The sequence below is a fragment of the Rhizobium sp. RHZ01 genome (genome assembly GCF_014851595.1).
GTDB classification, from domain to species: domain Bacteria; phylum Pseudomonadota; class Alphaproteobacteria; order Rhizobiales; family Rhizobiaceae; genus Rhizobium; species Rhizobium altiplani.
On record NZ_JACUZZ010000009.1, the window covers coordinates 108,554 to 129,410 of the forward strand.

Consider the following 20,857-nt stretch of genomic DNA (forward strand, 5'->3'; position numbering starts at 1 on the left):
TCATGCCCCGTCACATTACCATTCATTATGCGAACTTGAGAATTTATGCCGTTGAAGAGCCTTGGGAGCAAGAGCAGTCTGCAGGAAGGCAAGCATAAGGGGCTCTCATGCTAAACAAACTTCCCTCTTCCATCTCCGCCCTTCTCGACGCTCGCACGAACGGGCACTCGCTGCCCGCCGGTCTCTATACGCGTGAAGACGTCTTCGAAGCGGACATCGACGTTTTCTTCCACAAACACTGGATCTGCATCGGTCTCGACTGCGACGTCCCGGAAGCTGGCGATGCCACTGTCATCGACATCGGCAAGACGAGCCTCATCCTTCTGCGAGATGACGACGGCGACATCCGGGTGCTGCACAACGTCTGTCGCCACCGTGGCTCGCGCCTGTTGGACGCAGGAAAAACGATCGTTTCAAAGCTGGTCTGCCCCTATCACACCTGGACCTATGAGCTTACGGGAGAGCTCAGCTATGCTCCCCACATGGGCAAGGACTTCGACAAGGACTGTCACGGACTGAAGCCTGTGACCTTCAAGTCGATCGGCGGGCTCATTTATGTCTGCCTTTCCGACACCCCACCAGAGGACATCGACGTCCTCGAAAGCACGATGGTCGAGCGCCTTGCTCCCTACGACATTCGCAATGCGAAGGTCGCGCATCAGACTGATGTGATCGAGGAGGGCAACTGGAAGCTGACGATGGAGAACAATCGTGAGTGCTACCACTGTTCGGCAAACCATCCCGAGCTCTGCGTGTCCTTCGTCGACCTCGACTTCGGCTTTGACCCGGAAACCTTGAACCCTGAGGATCGCGCGCAGGCTGAAGAGCATTTCCGGCTGTATGAGGAGCGGACCAGGGCATGGGAGGCGGATGGCTTCCCATCTGCCGCCGTCGAGCAACTCTCCGACTGCGCCACGAATTTCCGCACGCAAAGGCTGATCATCGCCGGCGCAGGCGAGTCCCAGACCCATGACGCCACCGCCGCATCATCGCGGCTGCTCGGCCAGATGACGCGGAAGGACCTGGGGGACACCCATCTCTGGGGTCACAACTCCTGGAACCACTTCATGGGCGATCATGCTGTGATCGCCATCGTGATCCCGCTGTCCGCGGGCAAGACGCTCGTGCGGACGAAGTGGCTGGTGCACAAGGATGCAGTCGAGGGCGTCGATTACGATCACGACAAGCTCACTGACGTCTGGATTGCCACAACCGACCAGGACGCTGACCTGGTGGCGCGCTCCCATGCCGGCGCGCTCGATCCTGCTTATCTGCCGGGCCCCTACTCGCAATTCTCGGAGACGAACCTCGACAAGTTCGCAACCTGGTATATCGATCGGATGCGCGCAAATGGATATTGATTTCGCACTGAAGCAGGACGGCTCAGTCTCGCGCGATACATGGGATCCCGAGCACGACGACACACTGGTGTGCCTGGACGTCCATCAGGAAACTCATGACGTCAAGAGCTTCACCTTTGCGTCGCCGCAAGGCAAGCGCTTCAGCTTCGACGGCGGGCAATACTTCCTCTTCGACTTCCCGATGGGCGATGACGCCGAGGCCCGCTGCTACAGCATCTCCTCGTCACCGCACCGCTCCAACGCTTTCACCGTGACGGTGAAGCGCGTCGTGAACGGAAGAATATCGAACTGGCTTCATGACAACATGCAAAGCGGGATGACCGTGAAGGCTCAGGGCCCGCTCGGCTATTTCGTCTGCCCGCGCGTTGCCGCGCCGAAGCTTCTGCTTCTTTCCGGCGGCTCCGGCATTACGCCAGTGATGTCCATTCTGCGCGGTCTTGCGGATCGCTGCGAGCCTGCCGACATCGTCTTTCTTCATGCCGCCCGCTCGCCGGTCGACCTGATCTTTCGCGATGAGTTGAGCTGTCTTGCGGCACGAATGAAGGGTCTTCGCCTGCAGTTTCTGCCCGAAAGCGTCGATGGAGAGCCATCCTGGCCGGGGCTGACGGGGCGCATCTCGCCCGAATTCCTGAAGCTCGCCGTGCCGGATATCGCGGAAAGAACCGTAATGTGCTGCGGTCCAGCACCTTTCATGGCCGCGGCACGCTCGATCACCGCGCAACTCGGCGTGCCCCAGGGGAGCTACATCGAAGAGAGCTTCGACGCCGCCATCATCGAGGAACCGGCGGCCATCGGCGAGGCCACGATCCCAAACAAGGTTTTCCAGGTCGAGTTCGCCAAACAATCGAAAAAGATCGAGGTCGCAGACGACCAGACGGTGCTTTCCTGCGCCAAGAAATCGGGCGTGCGGCTGCCGTCATCCTGCTCCAACGGCGTCTGCGGTACCTGCAAGTCGAAGCTGGTTTCCGGTGCGGTGGATATGAACCACAATGGCGGCATAAGGCAAAGAGAGATCGACGCCGGGTTGTTCCTGCCTTGCTGCTCCAAGCCTCTCAGCGACTTGGTGATTGACCGCTAGGGCCGGCACAGGCCCGGCACCCTCTCCTTCGACAACAATTAGGGATCGACCATGCTGCTTAGCGACAGCATTTCCGACCAGGGCTCCTCGGTATTCAAGGACGAACGCAAGCAGGCCTATCTCAATCCAGCAGGAACCGACCGGCCGCTCATCAGTCCGATCCCCCTCCAGACGCTCGATACCGCGCGACGATATCGTCTGACCCGCCTTCGATCGAAAATGCGGGAATGGGATTGTTCGGCGCTGCTCTTATACGATCCCGTCAACATCCGTTATGCGTTCGATTCATCGAACATGAGCATCTGGACGATGCATAACCCCTCCCGATATGCGCTCATTCTGGCTGATGGCCCGGCAATCATGTTCGAATTCGAGGGCGCAGAGCACGTCAATGACGGACTTCCCGGTATCGATGAAATCCGGACGTCGAAATCCTTCCTGTTCTTCACGTCAGGCAATCTGGTCGAGCAAAGGATGCAGGACTGGGCCGACGAGATTGCAGATATCCTGACGTCCCACGGTCGCAACAAGAGGCTCGCGGTCGACAGGCTGGAACCAGCGCCGGCATCCGAGCTTCGAAAGCGCGGTTTTCAGTTGCTCGACGGCCAGGAACTGGCCGAACGAGCGCGCTCGATCAAAAGCCCCGAAGAAATCGAACTGATGCGCTGGACGATCCGTGTGTGTGAAGCCGGCATGGCGCGCATGTACGAGATGTCCGAGCCCGGACGAACCGAGCGGGAAATCTGGGCGGAGCTGCACTTTGAAAACGCCCGAAGCGGCGGCGAGTGGCTCGAGACGAAGCTGTTGACCGCCGGCCCAAGGACCAATCCCTGGTACCAGGAGTGCTCCGACTACGTGACAAAGCGCGGCGAGATGATCTCTTTCGATACCGACATGATCGGACCGTACGGATATTGCGCCGACCTCTCGCGCTCGTGGACCTGCGGCCATGTGGCAATGAATGACAGGCAAAGGGAGCTTTATTCCGCAGCACTGGACCAGATCGAGCACAACCTGTCGATCATTCGTCCCGGCATGACATTCGTCGAATTCAACGAAAGGAGCTGGCGCATTCCTGAAAAGTACCAGCCTTATCGCTATACTCTGGCAGTGCATGGGACTGGAATGGCCGACGAATGGCCCGGCATCCTGCTGCACCCCGATTTCGACCAGAACTTCGGCGGTTTCATTGAAGAGAACATGGTTCTCAATGTCGAAAGTCTGATCGCGGAGGCAGGTTCGGAGAGCATCAAGCTGGAAACTCAAGTGCTTGTCACATCCCGTGGGGCGGAGCGGCTGGACTCTTTCCCCTGGGAGGACATCTGAAGCAGTGGGTGCGCCCGGTCTGGCAACGCATCAGGATTGGCAGATGACGGAAAGGCGAATGAGCGACTTCACCATCTCGTCTGCACTGTTTTCAGAGTGTGGCTGCTACCGCTACCGGCTGGAGCGGCAGTGGGACCCTCGGAAGGAAGCTGTTGGCTTCCTGATGCTCAATCCGTCCACCGCCGACGCCCACAGCATCGATCCGACGCTTCGCAGATGTATCGCCTTTGCAAAATCGTGGGGGTTCGGTGGTCTTGTTATCGGAAATCTCTTTGCTCTCCGATCGCCAAAGCCAAGACTGATCTACGAATGGGAGGACCCCGTTGGGCCGGAAAACGATCGTTACTTGCGTAAAATGTCCGTAAGCTGCGATTGCATCGTCTGCGGTTGGGGAAGGCATGGCGCCTACCTTGATCGAGCCTCCGGCGTTTGTCGAATGCTTGCAACATCGAAGCTCTACGCGCTTGAGGTCACGGCGGGCGGGTACCCGTCCCACCCGCTCTATATTTCCGCCGCAGCCGAACCAAAGCCATTCCAAATCCTAAACTCGTGATTTCCCCAGCCGCACCCGATCGAAAAGTCGCATTAACGCTGGGCTAGACGGACTGCCCCAGCTCTGGCAGGACGTCGAAGAGATCGGCGACGAGGCCGTAGTCGGCAACCTGGAAGATCGGGGCCTCCTCGTCCTTGTTGATCGCGACGATGACCTTCGAATCCTTCATGCCGGCGAGGTGCTGGATGGCGCCTGAGATGCCGCAGGCGATGTAGAGATCAGGGGCGACGACCTTGCCGGTCTGGCCGACCTGCCAGTCGTTCGGGGCGTAACCGGCATCGACGGCAGCACGCGAGGCGCCGACGGCGGCACCGAGCTTGTCGGCGACCGGCAGGATGACTTCCCTGAACTTTTCGGCGGAACCCAGCGCACGACCCCCGGAGATGATGATCTTCGCAGAGGTCAGTTCCGGGCGGTCGGAGGCCGACAGCGCGTCCTTGACGAAGGTCGACAGTGGCGATGAAGAAAGAGCTGCCGTCGAGATTTCCTCGACGGCAGCAGTTAGGCCTTGGGGAACGGCCTGGGAGAACGAGGCGGTGCGCACGGTGATGACTCGTCTGGCGTCGGTCGCCTGCACCGTCTGGATGGCGTTGCCGGCATAGATCGGCCGCTTGAAGGTGTCAGCCGAAACCACCTCTGTTATTTCGGAGACCTGCGCGACATCGAGCAGGGCGGCGACGCGCGGCATGACGTTCTTGCCGGTCGAGGTGGCGGCGGCGATGATCGTATCATAGCTTGCGGCCAGCGAAACGATCAGGGCGGCCAACGGCTCGGCGAGGTTGTTGGCAAGGCTTGCGTCCTCGGCAACCAGCACCTTGGAGACGCCCGAGAGCTTGGCAGCCTGTTCGGCCGCGGCCTTGGCGCCGGCGCCGGCGACAAGCACGGTCACTTCGCTTCCCTGTTCCTTGGCGATCTGTGTCGCCGCGGTCAGCGTCTTGGCGGTCTGGTCGGAAAGGTGGTTGCCGTCGTGATCAGCCAGAAGAAGAATGGCCATGGATATATCTCCCTTTCTCGAACCTTTAAAGCACGCCGGCTTCGGTCTTCAGCTTTTCGACCAACTCGGCGACCGACTTGACCTTGACGCCTGCCTTGCGGCCGGACGGCTCCTCGGTCTTCAAGACCTTCAGACGCGGCGCGGTGGAGACGCCGAAGTCGGCAGGGCTCTTCTTGTCGAGCGGCTTCTTCTTCGCCTTCATGATGTTCGGCAGCGAGGCGTAGCGCGGCTCGTTCAAGCGCAGATCTGATGTGACCACGGCCGGCAGCTTGACCTCGATCGTCTGCAGGCCGCCATCGACCTCGCGCGTCACCTGGGCCTTACCCCCAGGGCCAGCAACTTCGATCTCGATCTTCGAGGCGAAGGTCGCCTGCGCCGCGCCGAGCAGCGCCGCCAGCATCTGGCCGGTCTGGTTGCTGTCGTCATCGATCGCCTGCTTGCCTGTGATGATCAAGCCCGGCTGTTCGGCGTCGACGACGCCCTTGAGGATCTTGGCCACAGTGAGCGGCTCGACGGCATCGTCGGTCTCCACCAGGATGGCGCGGTCGGCACCCATGGCAAGTGCTGTGCGCAGCGTCTCTTCGGCCTTGGCCGGGCCGATCGACACGACGATCACCTCCTCGGCCTTGCCGGCTTCCTTCAGCCGCAACGCCTCCTCGACCGAGATCTCGTCGAACGGGTTCATCGACATCTTCACATTCGAAAGCTCGACGCCCGTGCCATCCGGCTTCACGCGGATCTTCACGTTGTAATCAACCACCCGCTTCACGGGGACGAGAATTTTCATGGCTGCACCTGTCCGTTAGAGTTCGGGGTCGAACCAGCGCCTCGTTCGGGCAGGAGCACCCAGAACGCAAACAGCGGCTGATCCGTCGATCGCATGGCATGCCTTATCCCTGGCGGGTTGTAGAAGGATCCGCCGATACCAGGTGAGAACCAGCCAGAGTCCCCATGCCGGAACTCTCCCGCGGACATCACCAGATAGATTTCTTCGGGGGCATGGTCGTGATCGGGATATCGCACATTCGGCGCCATCAATGTGGCACCAAGCCAGACGTCATTGCGCTCCTCCAAGCCTCCCGGCCCGACGATCATCGCGTTCGCATGCCCGTCCTGAAAGTTTTCACTTGCGGTGCCGGACATGTCCTGACGATGCCGCCAGATAAGGAGGGGTTCAACTGCCTGGAAGCGAGCGAGGAGTTCCCCAAGCACCGGCGAATCGACGTCGACCGAAATCTTCGACAAGAACTGGCACACCGGTAGCTGTCGCCCGTTTTCCGAGAGCTGTCCGCCTGACGTCTGAAGCACCGAAAATGCCTGACCGAGCGAACGGCGGGCTTCCGGATCCCTGGCATATTCATCGAATGCCACATCGGCGGCGTCGATTAGAAGCTGTAGCTGTTCGGCCCGTTGTGCCACTGACAAACCCCCGTCTGCTAGGATGCGTCTTTCGTGGTCTAGAGATCCTTCGCGATGCGCAGGCCATCGTAGATGGCCGCATGGGTATTCCGCGCTGCGACCGCATCGCCGATGCGGAAGAGCTGGAACGTTCCCTCCACATTGCGGACGACGGACTGCCGCTCGCCTGACAGGAGTTGGTCGTACGAGGTCTCGCCGAGATTGCTCGACAGAGGCTTGAGGTCGAAATAGAGGTCGTCGAGCGGGATCGTGCCGTGGTTGACGACAATCTGGTCGACGACGCGCTGTTTCGATACGCCGCCGTAATCACTTCCGACGCTGGCAACGATCTGGTTTCCGTTCCTTTCGGCGGCCTCGAGGCGAAATGTAACTGTGAATGTCACATCCAGCTTCTGAAGAGATCGCATGTAAGGAACAAGGTTCATGGCCATGACCTCGGGCGCGAAGGAACGATCGGGCGTCATGATCTCGACCTTTGCTCCGGCCTTGGCCAGAAATTCGGCGGCCTGCAGGCCCGCGTGGTCTCCGGCATCGTCGAAGACGAGAACGTTCGAACCCGGCTTCACGTCTCCTGAGATGATATCCCAGGACGACACGACAAGATCGTTGCCCTTGGTCAGAACCTCCGTGTGAGGAAGGCCGCCTGTCGCGATGATGACGACGTCGGGCTTCTCCGCGGTGATCGTGTCTTCTTCGGCCCATGTATTGAAATGGAAGACGACGCCGTATTTTTCGCACTGGGCCATCCGCCAGTCGATGATGCTGATCATCTCTCGGCGACGTTCGCTCTGGGCGGTCAGCCGGATCTGTCCGCCCGGATTGCTTGCCGCCTCGAAGACGATCACCTCGTGACCGCGCTCGGCGGCGACGCGAGCGGCTTCGAGGCCGGCCGGGCCAGCGCCGACCACGACGATTTTCCTGCGGACTTCGGCCTTTGGGACGACGTGGGGCATCGTCTCCTCTCGTCCGGTGGCGGCGTTGTGGATACAGAACGCCATGCCGCCCTGATAGATGCGGTCAAGACAGTAATTGGCGCCGACGCACGGCCGAATGTCTTCTTCCCGTTTCTCAATGATCTTGCGCACGATATGAGGATCGGTCATGTGCGCACGCGTCATGCCGACCATGTCGACTTTCCCGGCCGCAATTGCGTGACGAGCCGTGGCGACGTCGGGGATCTTGGCGGCATGGAAGGTTGGGAAGTTGGTCGCCGCCCTGATTTCCCCGGCAAAGTCGAGGTGCGGCGAGTTGGCCATTCCCTGGATCGGAATGACATCCGTCAGCCCCGGATCCGTGTCGATATGACCACGAATGACGTTCAGGTAGTCGATAAGGCCGCTGTCACGAAGCCTGCGCGAGATTTCAATGCCCTCTTCCTTGCCGGTGCCGCCAGGAAGGCGTTCGTCAGCGGTGTAGCGAACACCGAGGATGAAGTCGTTGCCGACTCTCTCGCGCATCGCCTTGAAGACATCGAGACAGAAGCGCATGCGGTTTTCGAGCGATCCGCCGTAAGGGCCCTCAAGTTCGTTGGTCAATGGCGAAGCGAACTGGTCGATCAGATGGCCGTAGGCCTCGAGTTCAACGCCGTCCATCCCGCCGGCTTTCATGCGTTCGGCGGCGTCGGCAAAGTTCTTGATGATGCGCTCGATATCCCAATCTTCCAGCTTCTTCGGAAATGCTCGATGGGCAGCTTCGCGGTGGTGAGACGGAGCAACGACGGGAAGCCAGTCGCCCTTGTCCCAGCGCGTTCGCCTGCCGAGGTGCGTGAGCTGAATCATGATCGCAGCGCCCTCTTCGTGGACGGCGTCCGTCATCTCCCTGACCCAGGGTACGATCTCGTCCTTGTACGCCAGGAGATTGTTGAAGACCGGTGGACTGTCCTTGGACACGGCTGCGGATCCGGCAGTCATTGTCATGGCAACGCCGCCTTTGGCCCGCTCGACCGTATAGGCCCGGTAGCGCTCCTTGGGCATGCCATCCTCGGGATAGGCCGGCTCATGGGATGTCACGATGATGCGGTTGCGTAGCGTCAGATGCTTGAGTTGATACGGCTGCAGCAGGGGATCGTTCGACATCTGTCATGCTCCGAATTAGGAAGTGGTCCGAACGCTAGGCGGAATGTACACATGTGTCAACGACGAAAACACGACAGTCGAATTTTATGGACAGTCATGTACATTTTGATTGTGCGGAGCTTAACGATTTGCTAGGAATTGAACATGGACCAGAATTTGAGCGACAGTGGCTGGCGTGGATCGCAGGAGGGATGGCTCGAGGCAGCCTATGACTCCCTGCTGGAGTCCGGGATAGACTCCGTGAAGATCCTGCCCTTGGCAAAGAAGCTCAACCTGTCGCGCACCAGCTTCTATTGGTTCTTCAAGGATCGCGAAGAGCTTCTGGACGGGCTGGTCTCGCGCTGGCGGGAGAAGAATACAGGTTCGATCGTCAAGCAGTCGGAAGCCTATGCGGAGACCCTGGCGGAAGCGATGCTGAACGTCTTCGACTGCTGGCTGGACAGCCGGCTGTTCGACAGCAAGTTCGAGTTTGCCGTGCGAAGCTGGGCGCTACAGTCGGAGGAGATCCTTCAGGAGGTTCAAGAGGCCGATCGAACGCGGATGGACGCGCTTGCCAGCATGTTCAAACGCTTTGGCCATCCAGAAATCGGCGCGGATGTTCGCGCACGGACAACCTACCTCGTTCAGATCGGCTATATTTCAATGCAGTCGAACGAAAGTATCAGCGTCCGCATGAAGCGCATCCCCGAATATATCGCAATCTACACGGGTGAAATTCCGCAACAGCGCGAGCTTGACCGGTTCTTTGCTAGACATAGCTACAAGCCAGGCTAGGGATGAGATGAGCGGAAAAGCAAGGATCGGGATCATTGGTGGCGCAGGTTGGCTTGGCGGTTCCATCGCAGAGGCGATCCTTCGCACAGGCCTCGCCGATCCTGACGATCTGACGCTCTCCTATCGCCGCTCTCGGCCAGACCGCTTCGCCGCCTCACACTGGACAACGGACAATCAGCTCCTTGCAGACTGTTCGGATGTGGTGATCTTGTCTGTGCGCCCGGAAGACTGGGCTTCGGTGCCTGTGATGCTGGAGCGCAAGCTCCTGATCTCGGTCATGGCTGGTATTCGCGTCTCGGCGCTCATCGAAAGACATGCGACCGAAAGAGTTGTCAGAGCCCTCCCCAACGCTGCCGCCGAAGTCTCATGTTCTTACACACCCTGGATGGCATCGGCCGGTGTCGATACGGATGATCGCAGTCTGGTGCGAAAGATCTTCGGCGCCTGTGGTGTCGAAGACGAAGTGGGCATCGAAACGCAGATCGATTACCTGACGGGCATGTCTGGCACCGGCCCCGCCTTTCCCGCGCTCCTTGCCGCGGCAATGATGAAGCACGCGATCAGTCAAGGTTTGCCTGGGGAGATTGCCCGGCGAGCTGTCCTGACGATGCTGACGGGAACCGGACGCCTGCTGGAACGACAGCAGGACGACCCGGCCGAGATCGTCAATCGCTTTCTCGAATATCGCGGCGTGACCGCGGCGGGCATTGAAGAGATGCGCGCTTCGGGCTTCGACGATGCTGTTTCCAATGGCTTGTCCGCAGCCTTCAAGAAATCGGTGAGTATGGGAGATGCTTCCTAACGACCGTTGCAGCGGGTTTTCGCGGCGTCCCGCTCAGGAATACATGCCGCTAAAAAAAGGGAACGATAATGACCAAGTTATTGGCTTCTACGTGCATGGTATTTGGGCTGCTGGGAGTGGCCTCTTACGCAAATGCAGCAGAGTGTGGCAGCGTCACAATCGCGAGCATGAACTGGCAGAGTGCCGAAGTCCTGTCGAACCTGGATAAGATCATCCTGAACGAGGGATATGGCTGCCAGGCGGAAATCACTGTGGGTGATACCGTTCCAACGATCACGTCGATGGCGGAGAAGGGCGAACCCGACATCGCTCCCGAAGCCTGGATAGACCTTCTTCCTGAGGTCGTGAAGAAGGGCACAGATGAGGGACGAATCATCAAGGTCGGTTCGCCACTTCCCGATGGAGGCATCCAGGGTTGGTGGATCCCCAAATATCTGGCGGACGCCCATCCTGATGTAAAAACGATTCCTGACATGCTCAAGCACCCGGAATTGTTCCCGGACGCGGAAGACGCCTCGAAGGGAGCAATTTACAACGGACCGCAGGGCTGGGGCGGCACGGTGGTCACGTCGCAGCTCTTCAAGGCGTTCGATGCTGAAAAGGCGGGCTTCAAGCTCGTGGACACTGGTTCCGGCGCGGGCCTCGATGGCTCGATCGCAAAGGCATACGAGCGCAAGCAGGGCTGGGTCGGCTACTACTGGGCCCCGACGGCTTTGCTTGGCAAGTATGAAATGGTGAAGCTCGAAGCCGGCGTCCCAGCCGACACTGCCGAGTGGAAACGCTGCAATACCGTTGCTGACTGTGCCGATCCGAAGCCGAACGCATGGCCGGTCGATACAATCGTCACGCTCGTTGCAAAGCCATTCTCCGAAAAGGCCGGGCCCGATGTGATGGCCTACCTGGAGAAACGCTCGTGGAGCAATGACACCGTCAACAAGCTGATGGCATGGATGACGGACAATCAGGCGAGCGGCGAAGACGGCGCCAAGCACTTCCTGAAGGAAAACAAAGACATCTGGGCAAAGTGGGTGTCGGAAGACGCAGCAAAGAAAATCGAAGCCTCGCTTTGATTGTTGAATGGGCGGCGCGTTTTGACACGCGCCGCCACTTCAGAAGCCGGAAAACAACCAGAAGACTTGTCACGGCTCTTTCAGAGAAAGGGGAACCGAATGGAATGGTTTTACAAATTTCCGCACATGAATGACGACAGTCTTCGCGACCTCAAGAAGATGATTGACGACGGATTTCGCGCCTTCACGAGGGCATACGGCGATTCAATCGAGAGCTTCTTTTCTCCTTTGCAACACTTCCTGATCGCCGTCGACCGCTTCATGACCCAAACGCCGTGGCCGATCATAACGCTGATGGTCCTCGTTGTTGCGTGGCTCGGAAGCCGCAGCTTGAAGATCGTGCTGGGCTGTCTCGTGACGTTGCTGCTCATCGGCTACTTCGACATGTGGGAAGACACGATGCGGACCGTGTCGATGATCTTCGTCTGCACGGTCTTGTCCATCGCGCTCGGCTTGCCCATCGGGATCGTGATGGCGCGATCCGACCGGTTCCAGCGCGTCGTCCATCCGATCCTCGACGTGATGCAGACCATGCCGAGTTTCGTCTATCTCATCCCCGTCGTCATGCTGCTCGGGATTGGCCGTGTTCCCGGTCTCATCGCCGTCGTGATCTATGCAATTCCGCCGATGATCCGGTTGACCGACCTCGGCATTCGACTGGTCGACAAGGACGTGCTTGAGGCAGCTGACGCCTTCGGGGTTTCAAATTCCCAGAAGCTTTTCAAGGTGCAGATGCCGCTTGCCCTGCCAACCATCATGGCCGGGATCAACCAGACCATCATGATGGCGCTGGCAATGGTCGTGATAGCCTCGATGATCGGCGTCCAGGGCCTTGGACAACCGGTCCTGAAGGCGATCGCCAATCAGTACTTCACGCTGGGCATTTTCAACGGCCTTGCCATTGTCGGCATTGCTATCATCTTCGATCGGGTCAGCCAGGCATATGGCAAGCGGCTCCAGAAGCATCGGGAGATCGTTCATGGGTGATCACGATTTCGGCGGCATCAAGATCCGCCATCTCTTCAAGATCTTCGGTCCGAACGCGAGATCGCACATCGAAGCGGTCCAGAACGGACTGACAAAGGCCGAGTTGAACCGGAAGCACGGTCACGTACTTGGGCTTCGCGATATCAATATCGAAATGCCGTCGGGCTCCATCCAGGTCATCATGGGCCTGTCCGGCTCGGGGAAGTCGACGCTCATTCGTCACATCAACCGACTGATCGATCCGACCGCTGGCGAAGTGCTTGTCGACGGCGTGGACGTGGTCAAGATGGATGAGACCGAGCTTCGCACATTCCGCCGGCATCAGACGGCGATGGTGTTTCAGAAGTTCGCCCTCCTGCCGCATCGCAACGTTCTCGACAACACGCTATTCGGTTTAGAAGTCCAGGGTGTGGAGCGTTCGAAGGCGGTCGACGTGGCGATGCGATGGCTGGAGCGCGTCGGATTGAAGGGCTTCGAGGAGAAATACCCGAACCAGCTTTCCGGCGGCATGCAGCAGCGCGTCGGCCTGGCGCGCGCCCTTTCGAATGACGCACCCGTTCTCTTGATGGATGAGGCCTATTCCGCGCTCGATCCGCTGATCCGCACCGATATGCAGTCGGTGCTGCTCGACATTCAGCGGGAGATCAAGAAGACCATCGTCTTCATCACGCATGATCTCGACGAGGCGCTGAGACTGGGAGACCAGATCGCCATCCTGCGCGATGGCGAAATCATCCAGCAAGGCAGCAGTCAGGACATCGTGTTGCGACCGGCAGACGAATACGTCGCCAACTTCGTCAAGGAGGTCAACCGCGGCCGCGTGGTTCAGGTCAGCGCCATCATGAGTCCGATGCGACCCGGAGCTGCCGTCAGCGGTGTCACCGTCGATGCTACGACGACGGTCGAGGAGGCCGTTCGCCTGCTTGCGTCGGTTCCGGATGGCGATGTGACCGTCATCGGGCAAGGATCTCGTCCCGTCGGGATGGTCACCTTCCGCCAGCTTGCGACCGCGATGGTCAACTCGGATACGGTCCAAACGCGCGAGGATGCCATTGCACTCGCGCAGTAAGGCTCCCGCGAAGAGGTCCGGCCCTGATGTCCGCTGAACGCGTGCGCGGAATTCATCGCGAGTTCCGTGCCCACACGTCCCCAAGGGATAATCGTTCAGCCCGTCAGGCCCCCTCAAAGCAAGTTCAGTCCAGACAAAGACGCGTGGCGCCTCCCTCCGCCAGGTGTCAATGGATCCTGCCCAAGGCCACGGCGTCGATAAGACCGTCATAGCCACAACCTAGCAACGACCTACATCCGGGAGCGGCCATGCCCGAAAAGTTTCCCCGCCTCTTCAGTCCGCTTCAGATTCGTGGGCACACGCTCCGCAATCGCATCGTGTTTGGCGCTCACACCGCGAACATGGCTGTCGACGGGCTGCCGACGGAGCGCCATGTCGCCTACTACGCCGAGCGTGCTATCGGCGGCGCCGGGATGATTGTCGTCGAACCGATGCCGGTCCATGCTGCCGCGGTTCTGACGCAAAGAAACTTCCGTCATTGCGACGATAGCGTGATTCCGCACTTTGCCAGGCTTGTTCGCGCCATCAAGGAGAATGGAGCCGTCGCAATCCAGCAGCTCTACCACGTCGGGGCGCATGGCGACTCCGACAACTCCTTTCATCCCCATTGGTCGCCGTCCGGTCTGCCGAGCTACCACGATAGTGACGGCTCGCATCCAATGACGGAAGACGAGATTTGGGAGACGATCGACGGGTTTGTTCAGGCGGCGCGCCGATGTCGCGAGGCCGGCTTCGACGGTGTCGAAGTATGGGCAGCCTATCTGGGGATGGTCGACCAATTCTGGACGCCTTGGAGCAATCGACGCGAAGACCAGTGGGGAGGCTCGCTCGAAAACCGCACGCGCATGTCTCGCGAGATTTTCTCCCGAATCAGAGAGACATGCGGACCAGATTTCATCATAGGCCTCGCAGTCAGCGACGAGCCGGATGTGAAGGCCGCGCTGCAGCGAGACGAGCTCGCGGAGATCGTGAAGCTTCACGACGAGCTCGGCCTGATGGACTATGTCACATGCGGGTCTGGCGGATACCTCGACTTCTACAAGCTCATGCCGACATTCATTTATCCTGAAAAGCTCGGCGCCGATCTTGCCGCCTGCCTCAAGAAGGTCGTGAGAAATTCCGCCGTCATTGCCGAAAGCCATATCCGAACACCTGAAAATGCGGAGACAGTTCTTGGCGAAGGCGCGTGCGACCTTGTGTCGATCGTTCGTGGACAGATCGCCGACCCTCACCTGGCACGCAAGGCCGGTGAAGGCCGCCCCGAAGACATCCGCGGCTGCATATCCTGCAACCAGATGTGCTGGGGGCGCCGTTCCCGGGACTACTGGATAAGCTGTCTGATCAATCCTTCGGCGGGACGAGAATTCGAATGGAAAGGCGATCGCGTCACCAAGACATCCAATCCAAAACGCGTATTTGTCATCGGTGGCGGCCCGGCGGGGCTCGAAGCGGCAAGGGTAGCGGCTGAACGCGGCCACAGGGTCGTCCTCTCGGAAGCCGGAACGCGTCTCGGTGGCAATTTCCTGCTCGCCGGCCTGCAGCCGAGGCGTGCCCAGATCCTTGATCTGCTTGCCTGGTATGAACGCCAACTGGAAAAGCTTGGCGTTGACGTCAGACTGAATAGCTATGTGGAAGCAGATGACATCGACCCGTCGAAGGTGGACGTCGTGATCGTCGCGACCGGCTCCTATTCTCCGGAGACCGGGTTCCAGAAGGCATTGCCGACGATTGCGGCGATGCCGGGGCTAGACAAGGGCGGCGTGTTCACCGTCGAGGCAGTCATGGCAAGGCAGGCAAGGCCAGGCAAGCACGTCCTTCTCTTGGACGAGGGCGGCGGCTGGCGCGGTTGTGGGACGGCCTGGAAGCTGGCGGAGGACGGCCATCAGGTCACGATCGTCACACCCGACCCGTTCGTCGGAAAGGAGCTTCAAAGAACGGCTGCCGATGTTCCGATGCGGCAGGCTTTAAAAAAGCTTGGCGTGCAGTGGATCACGGAGGTCAGCATCACTGAATGGTACGGAAACGGTGCAACGCTTCTGGATCACAACACTGGTGAGCGCAACTTTGTAGAGGCGGACAGCCTGGTCACCGCAACGACAAATCATCCGATGGACTGGCTGATGCCAGGTCTGCTCGAACTGGGTGTTCCCGCGCGACAGATCGGCGATTGCGCGGCACCGCGGCAAGCTCCTTACGCCTTCTACGAAGGCAGAAAAGCGGGATTGGAGATCTGACATGTCCGAGGAGATCGTGCTCAAAAGGAAGGACGCCGAGGAACTTGCAATGAAGGCGTGCCTGGCCTCCGGCGCGGCTCGCGCGTGCGCACGCTCTCTCGTGGACGCCACGCTTTCGGCGGCAAGCTACGGTCCCCCTACCCTCGGGTTTCCGCACTTCGTGGATTATCTCGATGGATTTCGCGAGGGACGAATAAATCGCGAGCCCAAGCCGCGATTGGACCGCGCCTTCCCCGCATTTTTCGTTTCCGATGCAGATCGCGGCATCGCTCAGCTAGGCTTCGATCTCGCTTTTAAAGATCTGCTCGACGCGGTTCGCAGTTTTGGAGTTGCTGTTTTCACGCAAACCAACAGCTACACCACCGGCGAACTCGGATACTACGTCCGCAGCCTTTGCAATGAGGGTGTGATTGGACTGGCGGCGACCAACGCAAATGCCATGATGGTCGCGCAAGCCGGCGGACCTGTCGTCTACAGCACAAATCCGATGGCATTCGGATTTCCGCTCGGCGAGCACATGCCGCCCATGATCATCGATCAGGCGTCGAGCGCCACCGCCTTCGTCAACATCGTCAGAGCGGCCGAAGAGAAAGACCCGATCCCGAAGGGTTGGGCAGTCGACGCAAGCGGCAACGCGACTGAGGATGCGGAAGAGGCGCTGACGGGAGCTCTGTTGCCCTTCGGCGGCCGCAAAGGAGCCAATGTAGCGCTGCTGGTGGAGATGCTGTCTGCTGGCCTTTCCGGTGGCCCCTGGTCTCTGGACACGCCGGATTTCAGGTCGGGGACCACGTCGCCCGCGGTGGGGCTCAGCGTGATTGCAATCATGCCCGGTCCGGGAGCTGACGGACGGATCGAGCGGGCACTTCGCCAAGTCGAACGCCTGCAAGAAAAAAGCGTGTTCGTGCCGGGCGTTACGGGAGTTAATTCTACTCACACATCAGGAGAATTCTCCATCCCCCGAAGCGTATATGAAAAGATCGCCACCATCGCCAAGACAGCTTTAGACGGGGAGCCCTCCAACCGCAAACATTGCGACTGCTATCCAAAATAGCAGACACACTTCTGTCGCAACCAAGAAGCCCATTGCACGATCGCTCATCATCCCCTCCTCGCCCGCGCTGCGTTGAAGCGCTCACTCGGCTAAGATATGCCTTTGTCGCCAGGCGATATCGCGCTTACGCAGCAACTCGATAGACCGCTTTCAAAGAGTGGAAATGTTGATGTCTACGAGCACTCATTCCCGGCCACCCTTCGAACTCCTCACACACTTCCAGGGGACCGGACCTTTTTTTGGCACGGTTGAATGCCCCTGCTGTATGCCGAGCTTCGATCGATCTCACTCCCTCAACCGAAGCCTGCTAGAAAGGTAGAATCCAGCATGGCGCCGCACCACCAACCAGCGCGCGAATTTCGACATTGCCACACCGTTTTCGTTAAGGCGTTGCTAAATTACAGCAAGATGCGATTGCCGTTCCGGCAATGTGAAATGTTTCTTCCTTCGAGCCATGTCTTGACCGCTGCGTGCCGGCCAACTGATTGCGCATTCTAGGCGGATCCGACACCAGACGATCGGCATTGTCTTCGACCTAGTCATGCGGATATATATGACGAAAGGAAAAATATCGGAGATAGGCGTGCGGAGAGAGACTGCGGACGAAACTGTCGCTGAAAGCAGCTACAGGCAGATACGGGCGGACATAATCTTCGGCCGCCTTGCGCCGGGCCTGAAGCTCAAGCTTGATAATTTGAAGAGTGCCTACGAGACGAGCGTCAGCACTCTGCGGGAAATTCTCAACCGCCTGACGTCCGAAGGGCTCGTCGTGGCTGAAGGACAGCGGGGTTTTGAGGTTGCCCGCGTGTCGGTTGCTGACCTGAAAGAGGTTGCGGCTCTCCGTTTGCTTCTCGAAGAGCATGCGCTTGAGCAGTCGTTCGAACAGGGCGATGTAGAGTGGGAAGCGAGGCTGGTGTCTGCCCACTACAAGCTGGCACGCATGGAAGAGGTCATGGCTTCGGGCGATTCCAGCAGGGCGGAAGACTGGAAGCGCTATGACTGGGAGTTTCACCAAGCGCTGATTTCCGCCTGTGGATCACGTCTGCTCATGGAGACCCATTCGGCCGTCTTCGACAAGTACTTGCGTTATCAGATGGTTGCGCTGTCTTATCGTGGACGTGTTGCCGAGCAGGAACATAGGCAGCTCCTGGAGGCCGCCCTGCAACGCGACAGCAAGACGGCAAAGAAAATCCTGCAGCGTCACATACAAGGCGGCGTCGAGCATGCGCTCGAAAAGGGATCGCTATCGGCCCTTCCGTCACAAACGTGATCGATGCCGACCTGGCGCTTGATCAAAGCAGAGGATCTCATGCTCAAAATTGCTGCTGAAACAGCCGAGACTGTCAGCGACATCGTCTTTCGACAGATCCGTCAGGATATCATTTCGGGGACCTTGGCGCCTGGTGCAAAGATCAAGCTTGAGCAGGCCAAGGAGCGGTATTCCATCAGTGTCTCGTCACTGCGCGAGATATTGAGCCGCCTGACCACGGAGAACCTGGTGTTGGCCGAGGGCCAGCGCGGGTTCGAAGTCAGTCCCGCGACCCGCAAGGAACTCGAGGAGCTTGCCGATCTTCGCACCGTGCTGGAGACGCATGCGATCGGATTGTCCTTTTCGGCTGGAAATCTCGAGTGGGAGGGACGCATCGTTGCCGCCCACCATAAGCTGGCGGCTGCGGAAAAGAAGCTGCTTGCGGGCGATGCCTCGCGTACCATCGACTGGGTTCGCTATGACTGGGAGTTTCACCAGGCGATCGTATCGGCCTGCAATTCGGCCACGCTCCTGGCGGCGCTATCTTCGGTGTTCGACAGGTTTCTGCGCTATCATATGCTTGCCCAGAGCTTTCGCGGTCGGGCGGTTGTCGAAGACCACAAGCTCCTCTTCGAACTCGCCTTGAAGCGTGACGTCGAAGGAGCCCGCTCTGTCATCCGCCGACATGTAGAGAGCGGCGTGGCACACGTTCTGAGGAGCGGGCGCATTACCTGACGAGGCGCCGCTCAGACGGCGTCCTTCGGTATGCCCTCGGGCCGCATCTGCTTCTTGAGTGCTGCGATACGGAAAATGGCATTCGGTGCCCCATAGCCCCGATAGCCGCGTCGTTCGACGATTTCGAAGAAGAAGCCCTCACCATAGGTGCCGCTGTAGAGCTGAAAATAGTCTCCGTGCTCGTCACGGTCATAGAGGATGTTTTCTGCTTTCAGGCGCTCGGTCAGATCGGGGTCAAGTCCGAAGCGGGCTTCAATATCATCATAATAGTTGGGCGAGATATGGAGTGGCTTGAAGCCCTGGCTACGGAGCGATCTGGCGGTGACGAAAATGTCGTCGGTGGAAAACGCCAGATGCTGAATGCCCGAACCGAATTTCTCGGCGATGAAGTGCCCCGCCAGCGTACGGCGGTTTTCGGCACCATTCATGGTAATCCGCAGCGTACCGGGCTCATTCTCGACGACCTGGCTACGCACGATGCCGCTCGGGTCGATGATATCGACCATCGGCGTTTTTCTGGTTTCGAAGATCGATGTGTAGAAGAGCAGCCAGGTCAGCATTTCGTCATAGGCAACCGTCTGGGCGACATGGTCGAACTGCAGCAGTCCGGCGCCAACGATGCCGCTTTCATCCGAAACCGCCTCGAAGTCGATCTCCGGGAACCGGCCAAGCGGGCTCGTGTCGTCGATGAGGTAGATCAGGCCGCCGCCGACACCCCGGACAGTGGGAAATTCGAGCTCCCCATCGACAACAGGCTGTCGGAATGGTTCTGCGTCCAGAGCAAGGGCACGCTGATAGGCCTTTGCGGCATCCTCGACATTGAGTGCGATCGCATAAGCAAATGTGCCGTGGACCGCATAGGCTGCGCTGGCAAAGCCAAGCGGATCTGTGTTGACCAGAATGCGAATGCTGCCCTGTTCGAACAGCGTGACCTTCTTGGACCGATGGATTGCCGTCTTGCGGAAACCGAGGGTCCGCAAGAGGGAGACCAGTTCGACGGACTCGTCTATGTCCGTGGCGAATTCGACGAAGCCGACGCCCTTGACCACTGCCCGCTCCGGCATGGCGGCGCCTATCGGGGTATGGACATTGCGGTGAACCTGATCTGCCAGATAGATCAGGGAGCGATGGCCATCGGCAGCGATGGCCCGCGTCGAGCCGCCGCGGAATTGATCGTTGAAGATCTCGAGCGAGAAATAGCCGTCATACCCGGTCGAGGCGACCGCCTCGGTGAACGCTGTCACCGGCAGATCGCCCTCGCCTGGCATGTTGCGAAAATGGCGGCTCCAATAGAGCAGATCCATGTCGATCAGCGGCGCATCGGCCAGCTGGACGATGAAGATCTTCTCCTTTGGAATGGAACGGATCGAGTTGATGTCGATCTTGCGCGAGAGCGAATGGAAGCTGTCGAGGATGAGCCCGACATTCGGATGATCGGCGCGCCGCACGATTTCCCAGGCATCACGGTGGTCATTGACATAGCGCCCCCAGGCAAGCGCTTCATAGCCCACCTTGAGGCCGCGCCTGGCCGCGCGTTCACCCAGTTCGTGAAAGTCGGCGGCCGCGCGATCAATGCCGCCAAGGGCCGCCTGCGAGACATTCGAGCAGACAAGAACCATGTCGGTTCCGAGCTCCTGCATCACGTCGAACTTACGCTCCGCCCGATCGAAGGTGCGGCTTCGAAGTGTATCGGGCATGCCTTCGAAATCGCGAAAGGGCTGGAAGAGCGTGATCTTGAGGCCCAGATCGCTCGCCATCTTGCCGACATCGGCGGGGCTTCCATCAAAGGCAAGGAAGTCGTTCTCGAAAATCTCGACGCCATCGAACCCTGCTCGTGCAATGGCCTCAAGCTTGTCGGGCAGTTCACCGCTGAGCGTCACCGTCGCAATCGAGGTCTTCATTACCCAATACCTTTCCGTTGGCGCCACGAGAGCGCTGCGAGCAGCCGATTTCGCCTCACGCGCCGCCCCCGATCATGGCATTATGTCAAATGTCGTGAGCATTTCAAATCAATTGGTCAAATCAAAAGTCTCATATGATTTTCAAAAACTCGGTTGATTTGCGCCCGATCCTCTGGCAA

Annotated in this window: 18 protein-coding genes; 13 read left to right on the forward strand and 5 right to left on the reverse strand. The window is 59.2% G+C overall.

What is annotated here, in order from left to right:
• Positions 1–107 precede the first annotated feature (107 nt).
• Genes IB248_RS12110 through IB248_RS12125 form a run of 4 tightly spaced genes read left to right on the forward strand, consistent with a single transcriptional unit; the run spans position 108 to position 4,318 of the window.
• The gene (locus tag IB248_RS12110) at positions 108–1,361 is read left to right on the forward strand and encodes an aromatic ring-hydroxylating dioxygenase subunit alpha (RefSeq protein WP_192240883.1); all 1,254 of its coding nucleotides are present in this window, start codon (positions 108–110) and stop codon (positions 1,359–1,361) included.
• Positions 1,351–2,439 carry an FAD-binding oxidoreductase gene (locus IB248_RS12115; protein ID WP_192240884.1) on the forward strand — a complete coding sequence of 363 codons (1,089 nt, stop codon included), beginning with the start codon at positions 1,351–1,353 and terminating at the stop codon, positions 2,437–2,439. Before IB248_RS12110 ends, IB248_RS12115 begins: the two co-directional genes overlap by 11 nt.
• Before the next feature lie 51 nt (positions 2,440–2,490).
• On the forward strand, positions 2,491–3,765 hold the full coding sequence (locus IB248_RS12120; protein WP_192240885.1) for a Xaa-Pro peptidase family protein: 1,275 nt from the start codon (positions 2,491–2,493) through the stop codon (positions 3,763–3,765).
• Positions 3,766–3,823: 58 nt separating this feature from the next.
• Positions 3,824–4,318, forward strand: a complete 495-nt coding sequence (locus IB248_RS12125) for a DUF1643 domain-containing protein (protein ID WP_192240886.1) — start codon at positions 3,824–3,826, stop codon at positions 4,316–4,318.
• Positions 4,319–4,361: 43 nt separating this feature from the next.
• Here the strand turns inward: IB248_RS12125 and IB248_RS12130 are convergent, their stop codons facing one another.
• From IB248_RS12130 to IB248_RS12145, 4 genes are read right to left on the reverse strand one after another with little or no spacing between them, the layout of a single operon-like run.
• Positions 4,362–5,312 carry an electron transfer flavoprotein subunit alpha/FixB family protein gene (locus IB248_RS12130; RefSeq protein ID WP_192240887.1) on the reverse strand — a complete coding sequence of 317 codons (951 nt, stop codon included), beginning with the start codon at positions 5,310–5,312 and terminating at the stop codon, positions 4,362–4,364.
• A 25-nt stretch (positions 5,313–5,337) separates the two neighbouring features.
• Entirely contained in the window at positions 5,338–6,099 is a 762-nt protein-coding gene (locus tag IB248_RS12135) for an electron transfer flavoprotein subunit beta/FixA family protein (RefSeq protein WP_192240888.1), read from the reverse strand.
• Positions 6,096–6,731, reverse strand: coding sequence for a dimethylsulfoniopropionate lyase (locus tag IB248_RS12140; RefSeq protein WP_192240889.1), 636 nt, complete (start codon positions 6,729–6,731; stop codon positions 6,096–6,098). Before IB248_RS12140 ends, IB248_RS12135 begins: the two co-directional genes overlap by 4 nt.
• A gap of 38 nt (positions 6,732–6,769) precedes the next feature.
• On the reverse strand, positions 6,770–8,806 hold the full coding sequence (locus IB248_RS12145) for an NADH:flavin oxidoreductase (RefSeq protein WP_192240890.1): 2,037 nt from the start codon (positions 8,804–8,806) through the stop codon (positions 6,770–6,772).
• Between the two features lie 144 nt (positions 8,807–8,950).
• On the opposite strand from IB248_RS12145, the gene IB248_RS12150 reads away from it, so the two are divergent.
• The 9 genes from IB248_RS12150 (at position 8,951) to IB248_RS12190 (ending at position 18,777) form a co-directional block, all read left to right on the forward strand.
• A complete protein-coding gene (locus tag IB248_RS12150) occupies positions 8,951–9,580 on the forward strand; it encodes a TetR/AcrR family transcriptional regulator (RefSeq protein ID WP_169680433.1) in 630 nt (209 codons plus the stop codon).
• Between the two features lie 7 nt (positions 9,581–9,587).
• Positions 9,588–10,382, forward strand: coding sequence for a pyrroline-5-carboxylate reductase dimerization domain-containing protein (locus tag IB248_RS12155; protein WP_192240891.1), 795 nt, complete (start codon positions 9,588–9,590; stop codon positions 10,380–10,382).
• Between the two features lie 68 nt (positions 10,383–10,450).
• Positions 10,451–11,452, forward strand: coding sequence for an ABC transporter substrate-binding protein (locus IB248_RS12160; protein WP_192240892.1), 1,002 nt, complete (start codon positions 10,451–10,453; stop codon positions 11,450–11,452).
• A gap of 99 nt (positions 11,453–11,551) precedes the next feature.
• On the forward strand, positions 11,552–12,439 hold the full coding sequence (locus IB248_RS12165; protein ID WP_018856124.1) for a proline/glycine betaine ABC transporter permease: 888 nt from the start codon (positions 11,552–11,554) through the stop codon (positions 12,437–12,439).
• Entirely contained in the window at positions 12,432–13,508 is a 1,077-nt protein-coding gene (locus IB248_RS12170; protein ID WP_192240893.1) for a glycine betaine/L-proline ABC transporter ATP-binding protein, read from the forward strand. The genes IB248_RS12165 and IB248_RS12170 overlap by 8 nt, the downstream gene beginning before the upstream one ends.
• A 248-nt stretch (positions 13,509–13,756) precedes the next feature.
• Positions 13,757–15,742, forward strand: a complete 1,986-nt coding sequence (locus IB248_RS12175) for an FAD-dependent oxidoreductase (protein WP_192240894.1) — start codon at positions 13,757–13,759, stop codon at positions 15,740–15,742.
• Between the two features lies 1 nt (position 15,743).
• Positions 15,744–16,793, forward strand: coding sequence for an Ldh family oxidoreductase (locus tag IB248_RS12180; RefSeq protein WP_192240895.1), 1,050 nt, complete (start codon positions 15,744–15,746; stop codon positions 16,791–16,793).
• A 553-nt stretch (positions 16,794–17,346) separates the two neighbouring features.
• A complete protein-coding gene (locus IB248_RS12185; RefSeq protein WP_051420092.1) occupies positions 17,347–18,063 on the forward strand; it encodes a GntR family transcriptional regulator in 717 nt (238 codons plus the stop codon).
• A gap of 39 nt (positions 18,064–18,102) precedes the next feature.
• A complete protein-coding gene (locus IB248_RS12190) occupies positions 18,103–18,777 on the forward strand; it encodes a GntR family transcriptional regulator (RefSeq protein ID WP_192240896.1) in 675 nt (224 codons plus the stop codon).
• Between the two features lie 11 nt (positions 18,778–18,788).
• Here IB248_RS12190 and IB248_RS12195 read toward each other — a convergent pair whose 3' ends face one another.
• Positions 18,789–20,678 (reverse strand): sugar phosphate isomerase/epimerase and 4-hydroxyphenylpyruvate domain-containing protein, encoded by a 1,890-nt coding sequence (locus tag IB248_RS12195; protein ID WP_192240897.1) that lies wholly within the window; start codon positions 20,676–20,678, stop codon positions 18,789–18,791.
• Positions 20,679–20,857 lie beyond the last annotated feature (179 nt).